Source organism: Corynebacterium halotolerans YIM 70093 = DSM 44683 (assembly GCF_000341345.1).
Taxonomy (GTDB): domain Bacteria; phylum Actinomycetota; class Actinomycetes; order Mycobacteriales; family Mycobacteriaceae; genus Corynebacterium; species Corynebacterium halotolerans.
In genome coordinates, this window is sequence record NC_020302.1 from 1,673,830 (window position 1) to 1,696,975 (window position 23,146).

Consider the following 23,146-nt stretch of genomic DNA (forward strand, 5'->3'; position numbering starts at 1 on the left):
ACGTGGGAAGTCCGCGGCGGGGTGCGCTACTCCCCCGTCTTCTCCGGGTGCAGCCCGTCGAACACGGACTGGGCCAGCTTGGGACCGAAGCCCTTGACCGCGGTGATCTCCTCCACCGTGGCCTCCTTCAGCTTCTTCACCGATCCGAAGTGCTTGACCAGCTCGGTGCGGCGCGTGGCACCCAGGCCGGGGATGCCGTCGAGTTCGGACACCCGCATCCGCTTGGAGCGCTGCTGGCGGTGGTAGGTGATGGCGAAGCGGTGCGCCTCGTCGCGGATCTGCTGGAGCAGGTACAGCCCCTGGGAGTTGCGCGGCAGGATCACCGGGTCCTCCTCACCGGGCAGCCACAGCTCCTCGAGCCGCTTGGCCAGGCCGACGAGGTGGACGTCGACGACGCCGAGCTCGTCGAAGACCTTCTGCGCGGCGGCGACCTGCGGGGCGCCACCGTCGACGATGTACAGGTTCGGCGGGTAGGCGAAGCGCCGGTTATCGGTGCTCATCTCCTCGACCTGCTCGTCGGCGAAGGTCGAGCCGTCGAATTCCTCGGCCTCGGGGACGGCGCGCTTGTCCTGGTTGTGGCGCAGGAAGCGGCGGCGGGTGACCTCCGCGATGGAGCCGACGTCGTCGCTGCGGCCCTCGCCGGCCGCCTCCCTGATGCGGTAGCGGCGGTAGTCGGACTTGCGGGGCAGGCCGTCCTCGAAGACCACCAGGGAGGCGACCACGTCGGTGCCCTGGATGTGCGAGATGTCGGTGCACTCGATGCGCAGCGGTGCCTCGTCGAGGCCGAGAGCCTCCTGAATGTCCTGCAGCGCCGCCGAGCGGGCGGTGAGATCCCCGACCCGCTTGAGCTTGTGCTGGCGCAGGGCGTCCTTCGCGTTGCGCTCGACGGTCTCGGCCAGGGCGCGCTTGTCACCGCGCTGCGGGACCCGCAGGTCCACCTGCGCGCCGCGCAGCTCGCCGAGCACCTCGCGCACCTGCCCGGCCTCCTCGGGCAGCACCTGCACGAGGATCTCCCGCGGCACCGCCTGCACCGCCCTCGGCTCGGTGTGGGACAACTGGTCGACGCCCCTGCGTTCGATGTGCTCGACGCGCGCGTTCAGCTCGGCGTCCTCCGCGTCCTCCAGCTGCGCGCGCTCGACGGCGTCGCCGTAGAACTGGACGAGGAAGTTCTGCATCAGCGCGGGCAGCGCCGGATCCGGCTGCCCGTCGGCCACCGGCCCGGAGGCCGCCTGGTCGCCGGCCTTCTCGACGACCCAGCCGCGCTGGCCGCGGATGCGGCCGCCGCGGACGTGGAAGATCTGGACGGCGGCCTCGAGTTCGTCGGTGGCGAAGGCGATGACGTCGGCGTCGGTGCCGTCGCCGAGGACCACCGCCTGCTGCTCCATGACCTTGTTGATCGCGCCGAGGTCATCGCGCAGGCGGGCGGCGCGCTCGAACTCGAGGTTCTCGGCGGCCTGCTCCATCTCGCCGGTCAGTTCCCGGACCACCTTGTTGGTGTTGCCGGCCAGGAAGGAGGTGAATCCGTCGACGATCTCCCGGTGCTCATCGGCGCTGACACGGCCGACGCAGGGGGCGGCGCACTTGTCGATGTAGCCGAGCAGGCAGGGTCGGCCGAGCCGCTCGTGCCGGTGGTACACGCCCTTCGAGCAGGTGCGCATGGGGAACACGCGGATGAGCAGGTCAAGGGTCTCACGCACGGCCCAGGCGTGCGAGTACGGGCCGAAGTAGCGCACGCCCTTGCGCCGCGGGCCACGGTAGAAGAAGGCGCGCGGAATCGTCTCACCGGTGGACACCGCGAGCATGGGGTAGGTCTTGTCGTCGCGGTACTTGACGTTGAACCGGGGGTCGAAGCGCTTGATCCAGGTGTACTCCAGCTGGAGCGCCTCGACCTCGCTGGCCACGACGGTCCACTCCACCGACGCGGCGGTGAACACCATCTGGCGCGTGCGCGGGTGCAGCGCGGTGACGTCCTGGAAGTAGCTGTTCAGGCGCGAGCGCAGGTTCTTCGCCTTGCCGACGTAGATGACCCGCCGGTGCTCGTCGCGGAACTTGTAGACGCCCGGGTCCGTCGGAATGGCCCCGGGTGCCGGGCGGTAGGTGGTCGGATCAGCCATGCAGTGGTGGATTCTCCCCTAGTCCTGGGGCATGTACTTGGCCTCGAGCTCGCGGAAGTCGGCGACGGCCCGGACGACGCCCGCGCCGTCGGCGGCCTGCACCGCCCACAGCGGGACGTACTCGAACTCGGGCAGTTCCAGCCGGGCCATGCGTGAACCCTGCGGGAACGACAGGCCGTAGATGACGGCCCACGGATAGAAGCGGGTGCCGATGATGTTGCGCACCTCGACGCCGTCGGCGTTGGCGCGCACCCGTGGGCGGGTGAAGGCCAGGTAGCCGAGCACGGAGATGATGATGCCGACGCCGACGAAGGCCCATTTGTCGATCGGTGTGATGGACGCGCCGGTGTAGGCGATGTCGACGACCGCGCCCATGAAGATGTGCACGGCCATGACCACCGCCACCACCACCCAGGCGAGCACCTTCAGGCGCTTCGAGCGGATCTCGAGCTCCCACGGCTTCGTCGAGGTCATCGCGGTGGGGTCCAGGGCGTTGTAGGCGTAGGCCTGGCGCTCGCTCAGCCCCCCGCTCTGGCCGCCGGCGCCGGCGGCCGCGCCGGTTCCGGTGGGCTGCTGGTTGGCGGGGTCGTGTGCGTCCACGTCTTCTACCCTCGTGCTCTCTCGGTGGTTCAGTTTCTGGATGCCGGTGTCATCACTCATCGTCGACGTTCCAGTCTAGTCACCGGTGCGCACGCAGGGTCTTCAGCGTGACGGCGGTGTCGAGGGCGGCGATCATCGACTCCGCGCCCTTGTCCTCGACGGAGTCCGGGAAGCCGGCGCGCTCCACGGCCTGCTCCTGGGTGTCGGTGGTGAGCACGCCGTTGCCGATGGGCGTGGATTCGTCGAGGGCGATGCGGGTCAGACCGGTGGTGACGGAGTCACAGACGTAGTCGAAGTGCGGGGTGCCGCCGCGGATGACGCAGCCCAGGGCGACGACGGCGTCGAAACGCCGGGCGGCCTCCTGGACGACGACCGGCAGTTCGAGCGCGCCGACGACGCGGAACTCGGCGACCTCGGCGCCGCACCCGCGGCCGGTGGCCACCGCGCGGGCGTGCAGCCGGTCGCAGATCTCGGCGTTCCAGGTGGCGGAGACGACGGCGACACGCAGCCCGGCGGCGTCGACGTGCTGGATCTCGGGCAGGCCTTCCTTGCTCACGGCTCTACAGTCCTTCCTGGTGGGCGGCGTCCCACTCGGCGACGGCGGGCAGGTCGTGGCCCATGCGGTCGCGCTTGGTGCGCAGGTAGCGGATGTTGTCGATGTTGGGTGCCACGGGCACCGATCGGCGGCCGACGATGTCGACCCCGTAACCGTCGAGCGCCAGGCACTTGGTGGGGTTGTTGCTCATCAGGGAAGCGGACCTGACCCCCAGGTCGCGGAGGATCTGGCCGGCGGTCGAGTACTCGCGGGCGTCGGCCGGCAGGCCCTGCTCGAGGTTGGCGTCGACGGTGTCGAGCCCGTTGTCCTGGAGCTCGTAGGCCTTCAGCTTGGCCAGCAGGCCGATGCCCCGACCCTCGTGGCCGTGCAGGTAGACGATCACGCCACGGCCCGCCTCCTGGACCATGCGCAGGGACTCGTGCAGCTGCGGGCCGCAGTCGCACCGGCGGGAACCGAAGACGTCGCCGGTCAGGCACTCGGAGTGCACGCGCACCAGCACGTCCTCGGCCCCGTCGAGTTCGCCGGCGACGAGCGCGACGAGTTCGGTGCCCTCGATGAGGTGGCGGTAGCCGTAGACGCGGAAGGGACCGTGCTCGGTGGGCAGCCGGGTCTCGACGATGCGCTCGATCTGGGTCTCGTGGCGGCGGCGCCAGTCGATGAGCTGCTCGATGGAGATCATCTTCAGCCCGTGTTCGTCGGCGAAGCGGCGCAGCTCGGGGCCGCGCGCCATGTCGGTCGGATCGTCCTCCGAGACGATCTCGCAGAGCACGCCCGCGGGACGCAGGCCCGCGATCCGGGCGAGGTCGACGGCGGCCTCGGTGTGGCCGTCGCGGGCGAGCACGCCGCCGGGCACCGCACGCAGCGGCACGACGTGGCCGGGGCGGGTGAAGTCGCGGCGGGTGGTCTCCGGGTCCGCCAGGCGGCGGATGGTCTCGGCGCGGGAGGCCGCGGAGATCCCGGTGGTGCCGGTCGCGGCGTCGACGGTGACGGTGTAGGCGGTCTGCCGGGTGTCCTCGTTGCGCGCCACCATGGGCGGCAGGTCGAGCCGGTCGCAGTCCTCCGTCGTCAGGGAGGCGCAGATGTAGCCCGAGCTGTAGCGGACCATGAAGGCCACCAGCTCGGGTGTGACGAGCTCGGCGGCGAAGATCAGGTCGCCCTCGTTCTCGCGGTTCTCGTCGTCGACGACGACCACCGCCCTGCCGGCGGCGATGTCGGCGACGGCCTCCTCGACGGAGTCCAGCTGGATGGCGGGCGCGGGCACCGCTGAAACCTCAGAATCCTCACTCACGGGCATCACTTTAGTCCCCGGCACCCTCGGTCCCGGGCACCGGTCCCGCGGCCGCGCCGTGGGTGAGCATCCGCTCCACGTACTTGGCGAGGACGTCGACCTCGAGGTTGACGGTGTCACCCTCCGCCAGGTCGCCGTGGGTGGTCTCGGCCAGGGTGGTCGGGATGAGGGAGACCTCGAAGAAATCGTCGCCGACGGCCGAGACAGTCAAGGATGTGCCGTTGACGGCAATGGATCCCTTCTCGACGACGTAGTGCGCGAGGGACCGCGGGAGGGTAAACCGCAGCACGTCCCAGTGCTCCGAGGAGGTCCGGGAGAGCAGCTGCCCAACACCGTCGACGTGGCCCTGCATGATGTGGCCGCCCAGACGGTCACCCGCGGCCAGGGCGCGCTCCAGGTTCACCCGGGAACCGACCGCCAGCTGCCCGAGTCCGGTGCGGTCGAGCGACTCCTGCATCACGTCCGCGGTGAAGGAGCCCTCGTCGCGCGTCGCAACGGTCAGGCACACGCCATTGACCGAGATGGAGTCGCCGAGCGCAGCGTTCTCCAGCACGGTGCGCGCGGCGATGGTCAGGCGCAGGGCGTCACCCTGCGGTTCGAGGGCGGCGACGGTGCCGATCTCCTCCACGAGTCCGGTGAACATTTCAGTGGACCTCCTTGCGGGTCATCTCGTACAGCACGTCATCCCCGAGCCGGGTGACGGATTCCAGGGTGAAACGGGCGGCGTCGGCCAGGGTCTCGCCCACGGCCCCGGCGAGAACGCCGTGGCCCGCGCCCAGCAGCGTGGGTGCGACATACGCCTGGACGGCGTCGACGTACCCGGCGGCCAGGAATCCGGAGGCCAGCCGGGCCCCGCCCTCGACAAGGACGTCGCGGGCTCCTGCCTCCCACAACGCCGCGAGCGCCGCGGAAATTTCCGGGTGCCGCTCGAAGCCGAGGCGGTGCAGGTTGGGTGCGGCGTCGGCCGGGATCTCCCGGGAGCCGATGACGACGCGCCGCGGCTGCTCCGGGTACAGCGAACCGTCGGCCGTGCGCGCCGTGAGTGAGGGGTTGTCCGCCAGCGCGGTGCCGGTGCCGACGACGATGGCGTCACGACGGCGCCGATCCTCGTGCACCCGACGTCGGGCCACCTCCCCGGTGATCCACCGACTCGTGCCGTCGAGGGCGGCGGTGAAGCCGTCGAGGGTCTGCGCGAACTTCAGCGTCACGTGCGGGCGCCCCAGCCGCACCGCGGCCAGCCAGGGGCGCAGGGCGGGTACGTGGGCGTCGATACGCGTTGCCTCGACGCCGTGGGCGCGCAGATGGTCCGCTCCCCCGGCGGCGGCGTCGTTCGGATCCGGGTGGACGAAGAAGACGCGGGCGATGCCGGCGTCGATCAGCGCCTGCGAACAGGGGCCGGTGCGGCCCGTGTGGTTGCAGGGCTCCAACGTGACGACGGCCGTCCCGCCCCGGGCCCGCCCGCCGGCGGCGCGCAGGGCTATCACCTCGGCGTGCGGGCCACCGGGCGGTTGGGTGCCGCCGACGCCGACGAGTTCCCCCTCGGCGGAGAGGATCGCGGCCCCGACCGGCGGGTTGGGGCTGGTGGTGCCGCGGACCAGGTCGCCGGATTCCAGAGCGGCCTCCAGCGCCTGACGGAGTGCGGGGTCGGTGATCATCGGGGATCCCGCTAGCGGGTGGCCAGGCGGCGCAGGGCGTCGACCGCAGCGGCCGGATCGTCCTGACCGTAGACGGCGGAACCGGCGACATAGGCGTCACAGCCCGCCTCGGCGGCCAGGGCGATGGTCTGCTCGGAGATGCCGCCGTCGATCTCGATGACGGTGTCCAGCCCGTTGTCATCGATGAGCCCCCGCAACGTGCGCACCTTCTCCAGCTGCTCGGGCATGAAGGACTGGCCGCCGAAGCCGGGCTCGACGCTCATGATCAGGACCTCGTCGAAGTGTGCCAGATCGCCCAGGTAGGGCTCGATCGGGGTGCCCGGCCGCAGGGAGAACCCGGCGCGCACGCCCTTCGATCGGATATGGTCGGCGAGACCGACATGGTCGTCGGTGGCCTCGACGTGGAAGATGATGCAGTCGGCCCCGGCGTCGATGTACTGGTCGACCCACTTCTCCGGGTTCTCGATCATGAGGTGGACGTCCAGGGGCTGGTCGGTGATCTTGTCGACGGTGGCGGTGATGCCGGGCCCGAAGGACAGGTTCGGCACGAAGTGGCCGTCCATGATGTCGACGTGAATCCAGTCTGCGTTGGAGACGGCCCGAACCTCGTCGCCCAACTTCGAGAAGTCGGCCGACAGGATGGAGGGGGCGATGATCGGGGTAGCCATGGGGTCAAGTGTACGTGGCGCCCGTTCTGGTCTTGACCATCAAGTCGGCGGCCCCGGAGAGCGGATTCGCGGGAGTGATGGCGCCCTCCGGAAGCGCGAGGATCGTTAAAGCTCAACACCGCACATAAACGCTGCCGCCTCGCTAATCTCAGCGGTATGAGACCCGACCGGTTCCACCTGCTTCCGGACCTCCTGTTGATCCTGGCGGGTCTGGCGGGCTGGTTCCTCTTCGGCTATTTTTCGGCGAACGACCTCTTCCCCCAGATGGAAGAGAGTCTGCCCGACTGGGTGGATCGTTTTCTGGTCCTGTTCATGATGGGTGGGGTTTTCATCGGGGTCGCGTCCCTGATTTTCTCGGCGCTGTTTGACGCGGGCAGGTGGTGGGTCCAGGCTCTGCTGATCATTGCGGGTGCCGTCCTGTACGGGCTGGCGCAGTGGTGGTTCTGGTTGGACCGGGGCAAGCCGATCATCTTCCACCCCGGCCTGCTGGTGATGATTCTGGGGTACGCGGCCGTCTTCTCGGGCGTCGTCTCGCTGGTGTGGGGACTGGTGTGTCGTTCGCCGGTGACCCGCCCGGGCCCCGGGCGGCGCTTCCGGGTATTCGGGGCGTGGTTGCGCCGGTTCTGGCCCCTGCTGGTGCTCATCGCACTGACGGTGGGGATCTGGGTGGGCGTGTCCCAGTGGCGGGAGTCGCAGGTCGATCCGGTGCTGCGCAATATCGGGGGCCGGCAATCGGTGGCCACCCCTCTCTCCCACTTCTACGAGGGTGACTGGGACACCTGGGAAATCGTGTGCCCTGATTACAACGCGGAACTGGCTCCGGAGGAGATGGGGATTCTCCTGTCCGGGCCGGGTGAGGAACAACAGCTCCACGTCTACCCCCGGGAGCGGCTGGACGGCTGCACCCGGTCCGTGGACCGTGGGCCCCACCCCGCGTCCCGTCGTATGTTCACCGAAGGGGTGCAGCCGGCGACCATCGTGGACGAGCTGACTCTCGCCCCGTGACCGGACTCCGGGATCAGGTCCCCCTGGCCGAACTTACCGACGCCTCGACGGGTGCTGTGGGCGGGGCCGAGGTGGGGCAAGATATGTGGCTGACGAATCAGCCTCCGAAGTCCGGCACCTGTATTCAGGAGAAAGCAGCCACAGTGACCCACCACCTCAACCATGCCGATCCAGCGGATCAACCCCTCGTGCTCGCCGAGGACCAGGCGGACGGGCACCTCCGTTTGCTGACTCTCAACCGTCATGTGAACCGCAACTGCCTCAACATCCCCATGTGCGAGGCGATCGATCAGGCCATGCTGCAGGCGGTGGCCGACGGCGCCCGGGTAGTTCTCCTCCAGGGTGGGGGCACGGTCTTCTCCTCGGGTGCCGATCTGTCCGGCGGGGTGTACGCGGAGGGCTTCTACGAGACTCTCCTGCACATGCTGGGCACGATCCAGACCCTGCCGATCCCGGTCATCGCCTGGGTCAATGGCCCGGCGATCGGTGCCGGCACGCAGCTGGCCATGGCCTGCGACATGCGGGTCGTGTCCGACACCGCCTATTTCCGGGTGCCCATCGGTGACATGGCCATCGCCCTGGACGAGGTGACGATCGCGAACCTGGAGAACCTCGTGGGCGGGTCCCTGGCCCGCACGATGCTCTTCACCGGTGCGTCCCTGTCGCATCAGCAGGCGCTGGCCTCCGGTTTCGCGGTGGCGGAGGATGGCTTTGATGAGGCGCTGTCCCTGGCGGAGCTGGTGGCGGCGAAGGCTCCGCTGACCCTGCGTCACCTCAAGTACGAGTTCTCCCGCACCTCGCACCGGCCCTACGACAAGTCCACCCGGGAGGGGGTCGCTGCGGCCGCGTGGCACTCCGCGGACGTCGAGGAGTCGCGGATCGCCCGGGCGGAGAAGCGTTCTCCTCGCTTCACCGGTCGCTGACCCTCTTTCGCATGGCCCGCAGCTTCGTGTGGCGGTTAATCAGGGGACGTCAACGGCCTTGCTTCCGAGGTGGCCGACTACGACACCACCGGTGTCAGCACCCGGTCGGCCACGTGTTCATGGATCCACGCGAGGGAGCGCTCCCAGAAGTCCGCTGCGCCCAGCCGTGCGTTGCGGGCCTCGGCCCGGGGGCCATCGGGCAGGTGCAGGACATCGGCGGTGGCCAGGGAGGTGATCTGCACACGACGTACGCGAGCAGCCCGGAGGTCCTCATACCGCTGGCGGGCGGTGTCCCATCCGGTTCCCTGCCCGAGTCCCTCCAGCAGGCAGTCGGCGAGCACGATGGCGTCTTCGATGGACTGATTCGCGCCCTGACCGTGATGCGGGACCATCGCGTGGGCGGCGTCGCCGATCAACGTGATGCGCCCGCGGCTCCACTGCTGCAGTGGAGGGCGGTGGAACAGCGCCCAGCGTTGTGTCGCCGGAGCGCTGCCGATCATCTCCGTGACGGCCGGGTCCCAGCCCTCGAATGCCGTGAGATGTTCGTCCTCCTCGGCGGGCACGACCCACGATTTCTCGGCCCACGGGCCGTCGTGCCGGCGCACCAGCAGGAAGTTCTGGTCGCCGTTGCCGATGGGATAGTGCAGGAGATGGCCATCGGGTCCCATCCAGAACTGGATGCTCTCCGGGTCAGGCAGTGAGGGGATCTGCTCCGGCGGAACCACGCCCCGCCAGCCGTGGCAGCCGGAGAACTGCGCATCGTCATAGCCGAGGAGCTCTCTGCGCAACCGTGAACGCACGCCGTCGGCTCCGATGACCAGGTCAGCCTCGACCGTATCCCCGTCCGCGAAGTGCAGGACGGCCGCCTGCTCGCGGTCATCGACCCGCACACACTTCTTGTTCAGGTGCAGGGCGTCCTCGCCCAACGCCTCTTTCAACATCAGCTGCAGGTCCGCCCGGTGGACACCGTAGTACGGTGCGCCAGTCCGGTCGTGGTACTCCTGGCGCGACGACACCCGGCCGATGACGTGTCCGTCCCTACCGTCCCGGAAGATCAGGCCGTCGATGTCGGCGGCTTTTTCGGCCAGTTGTTCACCGATGCCGAGCCGGTCCCGCAGGAACCGGGTGGCGTTGGCGGAGAGCGCGACGGCCGCGCCGACCTCCCGCAGCTCAGCGGCCTGTTCGTACACCTGCGGATCCAGCCCGCGACGGCGCAACTCGGTCGCCAGGGTGAGCCCGCCGATGCCGGCTCCCACGATCGCAATCCGGGTTCCACGACGGGTGGTTGATGATGTCACGGGTTTTCCTCCTGTAGGTGACGAAGTCTGAACATGAGCATAGGAGTGATCGGTCACCCGAAACATCGGCAATATGTGGCAAGTAACTCACCATTGGTCCGACACTCTGTCGGACTCGGATAGAATGTCCCTCGTGGATCGACTCCCTGAACTCGACGACGCCGTCCAGGATCTTTCGGAGGCAGTGGGCCGCCGACTGGTCGTGATCGACCAGTCCATGCGGGTGGTGGCGTACTCGATCCATGAGGCCCCGGAAGATCGCAGGCGGCTGTTCCACATGCTCACCCACAGTGACGCCTGGGCCCGGCCCCGCACGACGAAGAACCCGCATCAGATCGAGGTGGTTCCCGAGGTGGGAGCCCTGATGTTCCTGCGGTTGGTCGACGCCCAACGGCAGATCGTCGGACACCTGGTCGTGTCCTTGGCCGAGTCCGAGGTGGACTGTGAACCGGGTCCGGCCATTGAGGAGGCCGCGCCGTACCTGGCCGAGTTGCTCCAGGCCCGGCAGCATGACGATGCGGGCCGGTCAGCGCGTTCCCACCAGCTCACCGTTGACCTGGTCACCGGGAGCCCCCGGGAGCGCGGGGCAGCAGCCGAAGCACTCATCGCCGAACGATTCTTGAGCACCGCCGACAGTTACTGCGCCGTGGCACTGGGCGTGGATCCGCGTGGCGCAATGCCACTCGACCATGAGAAGACAGCGCAGGCGGTGTCGCGCACCCTCCGGTTCGTCCGGGAGACGTCAACGGCGACCGTCGTCGGCGGCATCCTGGACAGCCAGGTGGGGGTGCTGATCTTTCCCAGGCCGGTGGTCGTTCCCCGACTCATCCGCATTCTGGAGCATCCGCAGGTGGCCCCGGTCCGCGCCGGGGTCGGCCCACTGCTCACCCTGGACGATGTGCACCACTCGTTCGAGCGGGCACACCTGGCGTGGCGCGCCAGCTGGCTCGCCCCGGACGACCACGAGATCGTGACCACCTGGGACGGCGCGGGACTGGACGCAACGCTGGCCCGGATGCCACTGGAGAACTTCACCCTGGCGGATCTTCCCCCGTCCACCAGGGAGCTGCTGACGGCGGTGGACTCCCCGGGTCTCCTGGCCACGCTGGAGATGTACCTGAGCGCTGGAGGAGACGCCCAGCAGACGGCACGTGCGCTCAGTATCCACCGGTCGACGTTGTACTACCGGTTGGACAAGCTGCGTTCTGCCGTCACCGGCGATCTCGGCGACGGCGCCCTCCGCCGGGACCTGCACACCGGGCTACGGATGGCCCGCCTCGCGGGACTCCTCCCGGAGCCGTGAACCAGTCAGCGCGCTGACGGCCGAGCCGGGCGAGCCGGCTGAGCCGGGCGGGGCGGTGACGCGGGTGAGGCTCGGCAAGCGGTAGCCGGGCTAGTTCTCCTGGCCCTGCGTGCCTTTGCGCAGCACGGCCAGGAACATCGCGTCGGTTCCGTGGCGGTGCGGCCACATCTGCACCGACAGGTGGTCGCCCACGTCCTCCATGCCGGGCACCAGGCCGTGGGCGTCGAGTTCCTCGGCGCCGGACTCGGCGAGCGCGCGGTCGATGATCGCGCGGGTCTCCCGCAGGTCCGGTGAGCAGGTCGAGTAGACGACGACCCCGCCGGGGCGGGCCAGCCGCAGCGCGGAGGTCAGCAGCTCGAACTGCAGCGGGTTGAGCTCGGCGATATCGGCCTCGGCCTTGCGCCAGCGCGCCTCGGGACGCCGGCGCAGGGCGCCGAGCCCGGAGCAGGGGGCGTCGACCAGCACCCGGTCGTAGCCGGGCTCCAGGCCGGGGTCGCGACCGTCGGCGACGTGGACGGTCACCGGCAGGCCGCGGGCGGTCTTCTCCACCAGCTTCGCGCGGTGGGCGGAGACCTCGACGGCGTCGACGTGCGCGGCGTCGAAACGCGCGAGCGCGCCCATCAGCGCGGTCTTGCCGCCGGGCCCGGCGCACAGGTCCAGCCAGCGGCCGTGGTCCTCGCCCTCGACGGACGCCTCGACGGCGGCGCGGGCGATCAGCTGCGAGCCCTCGTCCTGGACCGCGGCCAGCCCCTGGCGCACCGGCTCGAGCTCACCCGGATCACCGGCCTCGAGGTAGACCGCGTACGGCGAGTACCTGCCCTCCTCTCCCCCGGTGATCAGCGCCAGCTCCTCGGCGCTGATCTCCCCGGGGCGGGCCACCAGGTGCACGGTGGGGCGGCCGGAGTCGGCGTCGAGGGCGGCGTCGAGGTCGCCGAGGCCGACGACGCGGGAGAAGGACTGCGCGATCCACTCCGGATGCGCGTGGCGGAAGGCCGCGGCCGCGATCTCCCCGGTGGGGGTGAGCTGCTCGATCCACTTCTCCGGGCGCGTGCGCGAGATGGTGCGCATGATCGCGTTGGCGAAGCCCTTGGCCTTGACGTTGCCGGTCGACTCCACGAGCCGGACGGTGGTGTCGACGGCCGCGTGCGGCTCGACGCGGGTGTAGAGCAGCTGGTAGGCGCCCAGCCGCAGGGCGTCGAGCACCTCCGGGGCGATCTTGTCGAGCTCCCGGGAGGAGCACTCGGCGATGACCGCGTCGAGCACGCCCCGGGCGCGCAGCGTGCCGTAGGTGATCTCGGTGGTGAAGGCGGCGTCGCGGCCGGTGATCTTCCGCTCGCGCAGGGCCTTCGGCAGGATCAGGTTCGCGTAGGCCTGGTCCTCGCGCACCCGGGTGAGCACCTCGAGGGCGAGCACCCGGGCGGCGTCGACGCCGGTGTCCCGTCGCTCGGGGCTCCGCTGGCGGGTGTCCGTGCCGCGCGGCCGGCCCTGCTGCCCCGCCTTCCCGTTCCGCCGCTTCGGCAGGCGGTCACCGGCGGAGGCGCCACGGCCGGACCGTCCGGAGTTCCCGGCGCGCCGGGCGTCGTTGTTCCTGTTGCTGTCGTCCCCGCTCTTGGCGCGGGATCGGAATCCGCCGTTCACTGGAAGTTCACCCCGTCGGTGTCGTGGAGGTTGTTGTTGCCGCGCGCCCAGTCGGCCGCGTCCATCATCTTCTTGCCGGGGGGCTGGATCTTCCCCAGGCGGACGGCACCGGTGGCGGTGCCGACGAGGACGTCGTTCTTGCCGACGCCCAGCTGGCCCGGCGCGAGTGTCGCCTCACCGTCGTGGCGGGTAACGGGGCCAACCTTGAGGCGGTCGTCGCCCAGCACGGTCCAGGCGCCGGGGCCCGGGGTGTGCGCCCGGATGTGGCGGTCGACGGCGAAGTCCGGGGTGTCCCAGTCGATGCGGGCGTCGTCGGTGGTGATCTTGGGTGCGTAGGTGACCTCGCCGGTCTGCGGCTGCGGGATGATCGCGCCGGCGGCGAGGCCGTCCATGGTGGCGGCGAGCAGGTCGGCGCCCGAGTGGGCCAGGCGGGTCAGCAGGTCGTCGGCGGTGTCGGTGGGGCGGATCGTCTCGGTGACCGTGCCAAGGATGTCGCCGGTGTCCAGGCCTTCGTCGATGCGGAAGGTGGTGGCGCCGGTGATGTCGTCGCCGGCGCGGATGGACGCCTGCACGGGGGCGGCGCCGCGCCAGGCGGGCAGCAGGGAGAAGTGCAGGTTGACCCAGCCGTGGGTGGGCAGGTCGAGCAGATCCTTGGTGATGAGGTTGCCGTAGGCGACGACCGGGACGGCCTCCGGGGCCAGCTCGGTGAGACGGGCGCGCAGGGCGTCACCTTCCTCGGTGCCGGGCTTCAGGGTCGCCGGGGTGAGCACCTCGATGCCGTGCTCCTGCGCCAGTGCCGAGACGGGCGAGGGGTGCAGGGTGCGGCCGCGGCCCCGGCGCGCGTCGGGGCGGGTGATCACGGCGACGATCTCATGGTCGGAGTCGATGAGTCGTTGCAGGGCGACGACGGCGGGTTCCGGGGTTCCGGCGAAAACCAGACGCATTCTTGTCAGGACTCCTTCTACTTGGTGAACCAGGCGGCGGTGCGGATTTCAGCCATGACCTGCTTGCGCAGCTCGGGGCTGAGACGCTTGAGGAAGAGCACGCCGTCCAGGTGGTCGGTCTCGTGCTGGATGCAACGGGCCATCAGCCCGGAGGCGACCAGGGAGACGGGCCTGCCCTCGACATCCTGCCCGGAGACGCGCACGGTGTCGTATCGCTCGGTGTCCACGGAGATGTCAGGGATGGACAGGCAGCCTTCCGCGCCGGTCTGCGTCTGCTCGCCCACCGGCTCCCAGACCGGGTTGATGAGGTGGCCGCGCAGGCCGTCCTGGGTGTGGGTGCAGTCGTAGACGAACACGCGACGGGTGACGCCAACCTGGTTGGCCGCCAGGCCCACCCCGCCGGCGTGGTCCATCGTCTCGAGCATGTCCTCGACGAGGGTGGCCAGGTTCGCGTCGAACTCGGTGACCTCGTCGGCACGGGTGGTCAGGACGGGGTCGCCGAAGATGCGGATGTCGCGGATGGTCATGGTGTGCTGCTCGGCTCCTCTAACTGGTTCGTGTGCTGTCGACATTCTACGTCGCGGCCACGCAGGAACCGGCGGCGGATCAGGGGCGGGTGAGCGCGGACGCCGGAACCGGCCAGTGCGGTCGCAGCCGACGCATGCGGTCCGCGAGGAAAGCGAGGGCCATGTGGTCGACGGTGACCGCGCAGACCCCGGCGAGCACGGCCTCGATTCCCTGCACCCGGCCCAGCGGCACCACGGGATCATGGTGGTCAAGGGCGGCCTGCCCGGGTTCGAGGTTACTGGGCCGGTGGGTGTGGACGAGGTGATCCGTGAGCTGGACGATCTCCGCCGCGGTGCCGAGGTCGTTGAAGTCGGCGCGCCGGGTGATCACGGTGGTCTCCCCCTCCCGTCCACGCACCAGGTCGAGGCGGTCTGCCCGGGCGAGGGCGTCGATGGCCCGGGGCCCGAGGACGACCTTCTCCCCGCGCGAAAGGACCTCCGTGAGCGTGTCGACGTCGCGTGTTTCGGCGACCCACGCCTCCGGCGGCACGGCGGAGGCGGCCGCTGAGGCGGGGCCGGGATGGACGTCGATCTCCGGGTGCTGCGCGACGAGACCTGCCGCGGTCTCCTCCCTCGCCACCAGGCTCAGCCGGTGCCAGGCGCCGGCACCCCGCAGCGCCTGCAGGGCGAGGAGCCCGAACCCGAGGCAGTCGATGCCGCTGGCCACGACGCACACCGAGTGCCGCTGGACATCCGCCCACCGGCTGGCCACCGGCATCCCACCGTCGTGGAACAGGGTGTCCACGGTCTCGGGCACCGCGAAGCCGGGCTCGGGCTCGAGCAGGCGGACGAAGAACCGGTTCCACTCGTGCTCCACCTCCAGCCCGCACCGGGCGAGCAACACCGTGCCGCAGTGGGCCGTGGTGTGTGCCGGGCGCAGCGCTCCGAGCGCAACCGTGACGGTCGGGGGACTCCGGTGTTCACTCTCGTATGCTCCGTGATTCCCGTGCTGCTGCGGTTGGTGGCCGGTGTCGGCCTCGATACCTGCGGGGACATCCACGGCGATGGACGGCACCCAGCCGGAGATCTGCGCCCAGCTCGCCATCAGGCCCGTCAGGTGCCCCTCGAAGCCACTGCCCACCAGGGCCTCGAGGAGGATGCCATGGGTGTGGTTGATGTCCTCCCGGATGACGTTGTGACCGGTGATGACCCTTCCCCCGGCCTCGAGCAGCTCGGCCAGCAGGCGCTGGTTGCCGCTGCCGTCCGGGAAGTCCCCGGAATAGCCCCGATCCCCTGGGACCAGGACCATGACGTCGACCTGCCGACCGCGGCGGGCCAGCACCCGCCCGGCGCGCAGACCGTCGGCGCCGTTGCCGCCCGGCCCGGCGAGCAGGAGCACCCGGGGCGGCAGGTCAGCGCAGACCGGCCCGTCCACCATCGCCTCGGTGACGTCGGCCAGCGCGTGGGCGGCCATCTCGTGCACGCCGTCCCGCAGTGGTCCGAACTCCTGCCACCGCCGGATCAACTCCTCGTCCATCACCCACCCGTAATGGGGTTCGCCGTCCGGGTCCGGCGGGGTGTCCGGGACCTGTTCGAGGGCCTGGCGGATGCTTGCCGTGGGCACTACGGGAGACATGCGGGCCAGCATAGGCCCGCTTCAGCCTTGACGGCGCTCCAGCGTATAGCCGAGCACCCCCAGACCGAGCATCCCGGCGGCGGCGAAACGCTCGTCGATCCACACCCCGCCGAGCCGCGGCACCCGGTCCGGGAACTCCGACTGGAGCCCTTCCGCACCCGGGAAAGCGAAGGCCGTGCCCATCGACGCCCAGAAGAACGCCGGTAGCAGCGCTCCCGGCGCGGTCCCCCGCTCGCCCTGGCGCAGCGCGATCAGCCCGGCAGTGCCCAGAAGCGCACCGATGGAGATCGTCTGCGCGTCATGGAAGCGGGCGTGCGGCGGCCAGTCCGGGTTGAACAGATGGGTGCGGTTCCAGTCCACCAGGAACCCGCCCACGGCGGTGGCACCCGCCACGAAGGTCAGAATCTTCCGTCCCGCGCTCATGCCCTGTCCCGCCCCAGCAGGCCACGCAGTTTGCCGAAGAGCGAGCTGACCGGCTGCGCGGCCTGCCCGCCCAGACGCCGGGCTGCGGGCAGCAGGGCCTTCTTGTCCTTGGGCACCGCGCGCAAGACGTCGTCGTCGGGCAGCCGCGCGGCGTCGGCACGCGGTGGGTGCCGGTCGGTGACCACCTGATGCGGGCCGGATACCGAGGGGCGGATGTCGAAGTCGAAGATGTCGGTGGGCAGGTAGATCGTGGCGCAGGCGTTGGGGATGTCGACCACGCTCGACAGGTGCGCCTCCACCGGGGCGGCGCCGAGCAGCAGGAAGGCCTGCTCGCGGGTGTAGCCGAAGGCGGTGAGGTAGTCGATGGCGTGCAGACAGGCCCGCTGGTACGCCAGGTAGGGGTCGAGGTAGCGCTGCTTGTCGTTCTCGGTGACCGAGACACCGGAGAACGAGATCCAGTCGTCGTAGCGCGGAGCTCCGTTGCCGGGCACGAAGATCGCGTTCTCCGCCACGCGGTAGGTGGCCATCCCGTCCGGGATGACGTCGACGTGGAGCTCGACGAAACCGCCCATCTCGATCGCGCCGCACAGGGTGATCTCGCCGTCGCCCTGGGAGAAGTGCAGGTCGCCGACGGAGAGGTTCGCGCCGTCGACGAAGACCGGGTAGAACACGCGGCTGCCGCGGGTGAGGTCCTTGATGTCCTGGTTCCCGCCGTTCTCCCTCGGCGGGGTGGTCTGGGCGGCCTCCAGCGCGATACGCGCCGCCTGCTCGTCGGGGACCTCCCCCAGCAGCGCGCCCTTCGGCAGCGGCGGCAGGGCCAGGGGCGGCACCCGCAGCGGGTTGCGCGCCACGAGCCTCGCCTCCCGCTTGTTCCACCGGGCCAGCAGCTTCTCCGAGGGCGCGGTGCCCATCACACCCGGGTGCGGGGCGCCGGCGAAGGAGACCCCGGGGATGTGCCGGGAGGTGGCACGCCCGTCGCGAAAATCCCAGACCGCCTTGTGGGCGTCCGGGAAGTGCTCGTGCAGGAAACCGCCGCCGTGGGCGGGGGCGAAGATGCCGGTGTAGCCCCAGCCCTGGCCGGCCAGCGACCCGGACTCCCCCGCCGGGTTGTCCTCGGGGCCGGGCCCGACGTCGACGATGTCGACGACGAGCAGGTCACCGGGTTTCGCACCCTCGACGCGGAAGGGCCCGGACAGGGGATGGCCGATGTGGAAGGGAGCGGTGAGCACATCCTCGGCCGATTCGTCGTTGCGCACGTGCCCGTCGAACCAGTCACGGCAGTCGACGCGGAAGGTCTCCCCCGGGCGGACGGTGGCCACGGGTGGAATCTCCGGGTGCCACCGGTTGTGGCCGAGACGTTCCTGCTGGTGGAAGGGGTGGTCGGGGTCTAGGGTGAACAGTGGTTCGCTCATGGCGCCCATGGTAGGCCGCTGTTGTGATCTGCGGCACCCTACGCTGCGGGGTCTACCCGGTGGCCGTTCGGGATCGGGCACCCCATGTCCCAAAAGGGGCGATTAGGACGAGCTCGCCTGGAAAAATCCGCGTTTTCAGGGACAGACCGCCTCTTTTGGGACGAGCCGGCGCGCCGGGGTGTCGCTCAGCGAGCACCGGGATCTGAGTGGCCTGATGAACGCGGCCGCGGATTTTTCAGGAGGTCCAACATCGAGCTCCGCGATTCCCGGCGCCGGAAACCGCGCTCATCCACCGACCGCAGACACCTACCCGATGTGGACCGGATCCACCTGCACCCGCAGCGGCAGATCGTCCTTCCGTGCGGCCCGGGCGGTCAGCCCCGCCCGCAGTGCGGCGCCCAGCTCCGAACGGGGCCCCAGCGGGGTGCGGATGAGCAGGCGTTGGGCCGGACCGTGCCTGCGCTCGTCGTACTCGCCGGGCAGGTTCACCCCGGGCGGCAGGTCGACGGGGCCGAGCACCTCGGCGTGGGCGGGCAGGTCGGTGATCTCCAGGAAGGTGTCCAGCGAGGTGCCCGCGCCGTCGATGGCCGCCATGTGCACGGACGGCGGGAACCGGACTTCGCCGCGCTGCGCCAGTTCGGTGGCGGCGGCCCCGACGACGTCCCAGCGGATCAGCGACTGCACCACCGGCAGGCCCGGGTCCGCGACGACGATGACCTCCCCGCCCTTCGCGCGTGGGGCCACCAGGGTGGCGGCGGCCGTCCACTTGGCCAGGGTCTCTTCGGTGGCGCGCAGATCCTGGCGGCCGAGCAGGGCCCAGGTGTCCAGCAGCAGCGCCGCGCCGTAGCGCCCGCCGAGCACCCGCGGTTCGGCCCCCGGCGTGGAGACCACCAGGCCGGCGCGGTGTCCGACGTCGTCGACGACCTTGTTGCCGCCGGAGGTGACCACCCGGGTGCTGGGGAAGGCACGTCCGAGCTCCTCGGCGGTGCGCTGGGCACCGAGGACCACCGCGCGCAGCTTCACCGACCCGCACTCGCCGCAGCGGTGGCGCGGGTCGGGGCGTCCGCACCAGCGGCAGGTGGGCACCCCGCCCCGGTCCTGCCCTTCCGACGGCAGCCCGAGGGGCCCGTTGCAGTGGCGGCAGCGCGCCGGTGCCCGGCAGTTCCCGCACGCGAGCGTCGGCACGTAGCCCTTGCGCGGCACCTGGATGAGCGCCGGTTCGTCGCGGTCGAGGGCCCGGCGCAGGGCCTCGAAGGCGACCATCGGCAGGCGGGCGGAGCGGGCCAGCGGATCGCGGGCGAGCTCGAAATCGGAGTCGGCGGCCGCGCGGATGAGCGGCATGCGCGCCCGCAGGGTGTCGCGCGAGGCGACGAGATCGTGCGCCCACCCGGAGGTGACGAGCAGCTGGGTCTCCGCGGTGCGGGAGTGCCCGGCCAGGATCAGCGAGGTACCCTCCAGCGCGGAGCGGGTGGTGAGCACCTCCCGGGCGTGCGGGTAGGGCGCGCGCGGGTCGACGAGGTTGTCGTCGCCGTCGTGGACGATGACCGCCAGCTTCAGGTCGGCCACCGGGGCGAACGCGGCGGAGCGTGTGCCGACGACCAGGCGGGACTGCCCGTGGAGGATGGACAGGAAACGCCGGTACCTCGCCTGCGGGCCGAGGCTGGCGGTGAGTACGGTGATCTGCTTCGCGGAGACCAGTTCGCGCAGTGCGGTCTCGAGGGCGTCGACGTCGCGCTGGTCCGGGACGACCAGCAGCGCTCCCCCACCGTCGCGCACGACCTTGACCGCCAGGGCCGCCAGGGCCGCGGCCCAGTCGTCGCCCGGGGCGATCTGCCAGGCGGCCCGTGCCGTGGTGCCGGCCAGGACGGCGTCGACGAAGGATTCGCCGTGGACATAGGCCGACCAGGACGACAGGTCGGGTTCGGTGGTCGGGCCCAGCCTCTCCCACGGGGTGTCCGTCTCCGATTCCTCGGCGCGGGCGTGGCGGGCGGGCACGGCCAGGCGGATGAGGTCGGAGCGGATGCCGGCGTAGCGGGCGGTGAGCGACTCCACCAGCCGCGCGGTGGACTCCGGGTAGACGACGTCCGGGGAGATCACCCGCTCCAGGTAGCGCAGGTTGCCCTGGTGTTCGGAACGGGTGACCCGCTCCAGCAGGAGGGCGTCGACCAGGCGCCCGGCGAAGCGCACCCGCACCCGGACGCCGGGTTTCGCGTCGGCGTCCTGGTCATTGCCGACGAGGTAGTCGAAGGGGCGGTCGAGATGGGCCAGGCCCAGCAACGGCAGCACCCGCGCCACCGGCTTGTTTTCAGCGGGGACACGGGTGTTGACCATGGGGTGGGATTCTACAGGCCAGCGGCCTTCCGGAGGGCATCGGCACGGTCGGTGCGCTCCCACGGCAGGTCCAGGTCGAGGCGGCCGAAGTGGCCGTACGCGGCGGTCTGGGCGTAGATCGGACGCAGCAGGTCGAGCTCGCGGATGATGGCGGCCGGACGCAGGTCGAAGACGGCCTCGACGGCCGCCTGGATGGTCTCGTCGGTCAGCCCCTCCTTGGCGGTGTCGAAGGTCTCGACGTAGAGGCCGACCGGCTTGGCGCGGCCGATGGCGTAGGCGACCTGGACCTCGGCGCGGGCGGCCAGGCCGGCGGCGACGATGTTCTTGGCCACCCAGCGCATGGCGTAGGCGCCGGAGCGGTCCACCTTGCTCGGGTCCTTGCCGGAGAAGGCGCCGCCGCCGTGGCGGGCCATGCCGCCGTAGGTGTCGACGATGATCTTGCGGCCGGTCAGGCCGGCGTCACCCATGGGACCGCCCACGATGAAGGAGCCGGACGGGTTGATCAGCAGGGTCAGGTCGTCGGTGACGAACCGCTCCAGGCCCGCGTCCTTGATCACCCATTCGAGCACGTGCTCACGCAGCTGGGCGGCCAGCCAATCCTGGGTGACGTCCGGGGCGTGCTGGGTGGAGATGACGACGGTGTCGAGGTGGCTCGGGCGGTCCTTCTCGTCGTAGGCGAAGGTGACCTGGGTCTTGCCGTCGGGGCGCAGGCCGTCGACGATGCCCTCCTTGCGCACCTGCGTCAGCCGACGCGACAGGCGGTGCGCCAGCGCGATCGGCAGCGGCATGAACTCCTCGGTCTCATTGCTGGCGTAGCCGAACATCAGGCCCTGGTCACCGGCGCCGGCACGGTCGTCGTCCTCGTACTCGGCGCCGGAGCGGACCTCGTGCGAGTTGTCGACGCCGTTGCCGATTTCCGCGGACTGCTCGCCGATGGCGATGTTCACGCCGCAGGTGTGGCCGTCGAAGCCGACGTCCGAGGAGGTGAAGCCGATCTCGACGAGCTGCTGGCGCACCAGGCTGGGGATCTCGACGTAGCCGGAGGTGCGGACCTCGCCGACCACGTGGACCTGACCGGTGGTCACGAGCGTCTCGACGGCCACCCGCGAGTGCGGGTCCTCGGTGAGCATCGCGTCGAGGATGGTGTCGGAGATCGCGTCGCAGATCTTGTCGGGGTGACCTTCCGTCACCGACTCACTGGTGAAGAGTCGGACGGCGGTCGGGCTGGTGGTGTCGAGGGCCACTGAGGAACTTCCTAACGCTGTGATTAATCAATGAAAGGGTACTGCTTGCCCCAACCAATATAGACCAAGCGGTCTAACCGGGCAATCAGGACCGGTGCCGGTCGACGGCCGCGAGGATCTGCGCGGCCACCGAGTGCTTGGAGCCGTCGGCGATCTCCGTGACCGGCCCGGCGGCGTCGAGCAGCCAGCCCCGGTTACGCGTCTGGCCGAAGACCTTGCCCTCCCCCACCTCGTTGCACATCAGCAGGTCACAGCCCTTGCGCCGCAGCTTCGCCCGGGCGAAGTCGAGGGCACTGTGGTCGGCGTCGCCGGTCTCCGCGGCGAAACCGACGATCGTCGTCCCCGCCGGGATGTCACCGTCGCGGCGGCGCTGAACGGTCGTGGCCAGGATGTCGGGGTTCTCCACCAGATCCAGCCGGGTGAGCGCGTCGTCGTCCGATCCCTTCTTCATCTTGGCCCCCGCGGCGGTGGCCGGGCGGAAGTCCGCGACGGCGGCGGCCATGATGATCACGTCGCTGTCTGCGGCGCGCTCCCCCACGGCCTGCGCCATCTCCGCGGTGGAGACCACCGGCACGACCTCCGCCCCCGAGGGGGTGGGCAGGGCGTCGGTGTTGCCCGCGACGATCGTGACCTCGGCCCCGCGGTGGGCGGCGATCTCGGCCAGGGCGAATCCCTGCCGTCCAGAGGACCGGTTACCCAGGTAGCGCACCGGATCCAGGTTCTCCTGGGTGCCGCCGGCGGTGATCAGGACCTTCCGGCCGGTCCAGTCGTGGGTCAGCGCGTGACCGTCGAGGGCGGTGCGGACGACCTCGGCGATCTGCCCCGGCTCGGGCAGCCGGCCCGGCCCGGTGTCCTTGCCGGTCAGCCGCCCGTGGGCCGGTTCCATGACGATGATGCCGCGGCGACGCAGGGTGGCCACGTTGTCCTGCGTGGCGGGATTGTGCCACATCTCCGTGTGCATGGCCGGGACCACGACCACCGGACAGGTGGCCACCAGCACCGTGGCGGTCAGCAGGTCATCGGCCCGGCCCGCGACCAGGCGCGCGATGACGTCCGCCGTGGCCGGGGCGATGACGACGGCGTCGGCCTCCTGCCCGACGCGCACGTGCTGGACCTCGTCCACGGCGTCAAAGACCGTCGTGGAGACGGGGTGGCCGGACAACGCCTCGAAGGTCGCGGCACCGACGAAGTTCAGCGCGCCCGGCGTGGGCACGACACGCACGTCGTCACCGTTCTCCTTGAGGTCACGGATCAGATGGCAGGCCTTGTAGGCGGCGATTCCACCGGCGACTCCGACGACGATGCGGCGCGGCTGCTGGGCGGTCATGCACTCTCCTGTGTTCCCGAGGGACGGTGATATCCCAGATGACTCTACCCGCGGCACCTCCCGCGGCGGTTTCAGGCGGGGAGTGCGCAGCTGCGCACTCCCCGCCTGAAAGACGGCTCTTATCGACGCCGCGGTATCGCGCCCGTTCCCCATCCTCCGGCGCCACCGTTGTCGCGAATCCGTGTGCAGGTCCCGAAAGCGTTGTGCTCGACACGGACATGGACAGACAGGGACAGACAGGGAACGGTCTGGGTCATGGGCACCTTCTCCGATCG

20 protein-coding genes are annotated in these 23,146 nt (G+C 70.4%); 3 read left to right on the forward strand and 17 right to left on the reverse strand.

What is annotated here, in order from left to right; translation table 11 throughout:
* Window positions 1–26: 26 nt before the first annotated feature.
* The 7 genes from uvrC to rpe are packed head-to-tail and all read right to left on the reverse strand — an operon-like array spanning window position 27 to window position 6,881.
* Complete coding sequence (gene uvrC, locus A605_RS07800) at window positions 27–2,114, reverse strand: excinuclease ABC subunit UvrC (RefSeq protein WP_015400960.1); 2,088 nt, start codon at window positions 2,112–2,114, stop codon at window positions 27–29.
* Between the two features lie 18 nt (window positions 2,115–2,132).
* Entirely contained in the window at window positions 2,133–2,774 is a 642-nt protein-coding gene (locus tag A605_RS07805; RefSeq protein ID WP_015400961.1) for a PH domain-containing protein, read from the reverse strand.
* A gap of 19 nt (window positions 2,775–2,793) precedes the next feature.
* Entirely contained in the window at window positions 2,794–3,270 is a 477-nt protein-coding gene (gene ribH, locus A605_RS07810; protein WP_015400962.1) for a 6,7-dimethyl-8-ribityllumazine synthase, read from the reverse strand.
* 4 nt (window positions 3,271–3,274) lie between these two features.
* A complete protein-coding gene (locus A605_RS07815; RefSeq protein ID WP_015400963.1) occupies window positions 3,275–4,531 on the reverse strand; it encodes a bifunctional 3,4-dihydroxy-2-butanone-4-phosphate synthase/GTP cyclohydrolase II in 1,257 nt (418 codons plus the stop codon).
* Window positions 4,532–4,568: 37 nt separating this feature from the next.
* On the reverse strand, window positions 4,569–5,201 hold the full coding sequence (locus A605_RS07820) for a riboflavin synthase (RefSeq protein WP_015400964.1): 633 nt from the start codon (window positions 5,199–5,201) through the stop codon (window positions 4,569–4,571).
* A gap of 1 nt (window position 5,202) precedes the next feature.
* A complete protein-coding gene (ribD, locus tag A605_RS07825) occupies window positions 5,203–6,213 on the reverse strand; it encodes a bifunctional diaminohydroxyphosphoribosylaminopyrimidine deaminase/5-amino-6-(5-phosphoribosylamino)uracil reductase RibD (RefSeq protein ID WP_015400965.1) in 1,011 nt (336 codons plus the stop codon).
* An 11-nt stretch (window positions 6,214–6,224) separates the two neighbouring features.
* A complete protein-coding gene (rpe, locus tag A605_RS07830; RefSeq protein WP_015400966.1) occupies window positions 6,225–6,881 on the reverse strand; it encodes a ribulose-phosphate 3-epimerase in 657 nt (218 codons plus the stop codon).
* A gap of 156 nt (window positions 6,882–7,037) precedes the next feature.
* Between rpe and A605_RS07835 the strand changes: the two genes are divergently transcribed.
* Together A605_RS07835 and A605_RS07840 are read left to right on the forward strand one after the other, a co-directional pair.
* Complete coding sequence (locus tag A605_RS07835) at window positions 7,038–7,886, forward strand: hypothetical protein (protein WP_015400967.1); 849 nt, start codon at window positions 7,038–7,040, stop codon at window positions 7,884–7,886.
* Window positions 7,887–8,029: 143 nt separating this feature from the next.
* Window positions 8,030–8,809 carry an enoyl-CoA hydratase gene (locus A605_RS07840; protein ID WP_015400968.1) on the forward strand — a complete coding sequence of 260 codons (780 nt, stop codon included), beginning with the start codon at window positions 8,030–8,032 and terminating at the stop codon, window positions 8,807–8,809.
* 77 nt (window positions 8,810–8,886) lie between these two features.
* Here the strand turns inward: A605_RS07840 and A605_RS07845 are convergent, their stop codons facing one another.
* Window positions 8,887–10,107 (reverse strand): FAD-dependent monooxygenase, encoded by a 1,221-nt coding sequence (locus A605_RS07845; RefSeq protein WP_034990170.1) that lies wholly within the window; start codon window positions 10,105–10,107, stop codon window positions 8,887–8,889.
* A 124-nt stretch (window positions 10,108–10,231) separates the two neighbouring features.
* On the opposite strand from A605_RS07845, the gene A605_RS07850 reads away from it, so the two are divergent.
* On the forward strand, window positions 10,232–11,410 hold the full coding sequence (locus A605_RS07850; protein WP_015400970.1) for a PucR family transcriptional regulator: 1,179 nt from the start codon (window positions 10,232–10,234) through the stop codon (window positions 11,408–11,410).
* Between the two features lie 90 nt (window positions 11,411–11,500).
* Here A605_RS07850 and A605_RS07855 read toward each other — a convergent pair whose 3' ends face one another.
* From A605_RS07855 to coaBC, 9 genes are all read right to left on the reverse strand, one after another.
* Window positions 11,501–13,048, reverse strand: a complete 1,548-nt coding sequence (locus A605_RS07855) for an RsmB/NOP family class I SAM-dependent RNA methyltransferase (protein WP_015400971.1) — start codon at window positions 13,046–13,048, stop codon at window positions 11,501–11,503.
* A complete protein-coding gene (gene fmt, locus A605_RS07860; RefSeq protein WP_015400972.1) occupies window positions 13,045–13,992 on the reverse strand; it encodes a methionyl-tRNA formyltransferase in 948 nt (315 codons plus the stop codon). The genes A605_RS07855 and fmt overlap by 4 nt, the downstream gene beginning before the upstream one ends.
* Before the next feature lie 17 nt (window positions 13,993–14,009).
* Window positions 14,010–14,519, reverse strand: a complete 510-nt coding sequence (gene def / locus A605_RS07865; RefSeq protein WP_015400973.1) for a peptide deformylase — start codon at window positions 14,517–14,519, stop codon at window positions 14,010–14,012.
* A 79-nt stretch (window positions 14,520–14,598) separates the two neighbouring features.
* The gene (locus tag A605_RS07870) at window positions 14,599–16,134 is read right to left on the reverse strand and encodes an NAD(P)H-hydrate epimerase (protein WP_161607628.1); all 1,536 of its coding nucleotides are present in this window, start codon (window positions 16,132–16,134) and stop codon (window positions 14,599–14,601) included.
* A 21-nt stretch (window positions 16,135–16,155) separates the two neighbouring features.
* Complete coding sequence (locus A605_RS07875; RefSeq protein ID WP_015400975.1) at window positions 16,156–16,557, reverse strand: DUF6640 family protein; 402 nt, start codon at window positions 16,555–16,557, stop codon at window positions 16,156–16,158.
* Window positions 16,554–17,969 carry a formamidase gene (gene fmdA, locus A605_RS07880; RefSeq protein ID WP_027004140.1) on the reverse strand — a complete coding sequence of 472 codons (1,416 nt, stop codon included), beginning with the start codon at window positions 17,967–17,969 and terminating at the stop codon, window positions 16,554–16,556. The genes A605_RS07875 and fmdA overlap by 4 nt, the downstream gene beginning before the upstream one ends.
* 306 nt (window positions 17,970–18,275) lie before the next feature.
* Window positions 18,276–20,300: a primosomal protein N' gene (locus tag A605_RS07885; protein WP_015400977.1), complete on the reverse strand. Its 2,025-nt coding sequence runs from the start codon at window positions 20,298–20,300 to the stop codon at window positions 18,276–18,278.
* 11 nt (window positions 20,301–20,311) lie between these two features.
* The gene (gene metK / locus A605_RS07890) at window positions 20,312–21,544 is read right to left on the reverse strand and encodes a methionine adenosyltransferase (RefSeq protein ID WP_015400978.1); all 1,233 of its coding nucleotides are present in this window, start codon (window positions 21,542–21,544) and stop codon (window positions 20,312–20,314) included.
* Between the two features lie 85 nt (window positions 21,545–21,629).
* Window positions 21,630–22,871, reverse strand: coding sequence for a bifunctional phosphopantothenoylcysteine decarboxylase/phosphopantothenate--cysteine ligase CoaBC (gene coaBC / locus A605_RS07895; protein ID WP_015400979.1), 1,242 nt, complete (start codon window positions 22,869–22,871; stop codon window positions 21,630–21,632).
* Between the last annotated feature and the right edge of the window lie 275 nt (window positions 22,872–23,146).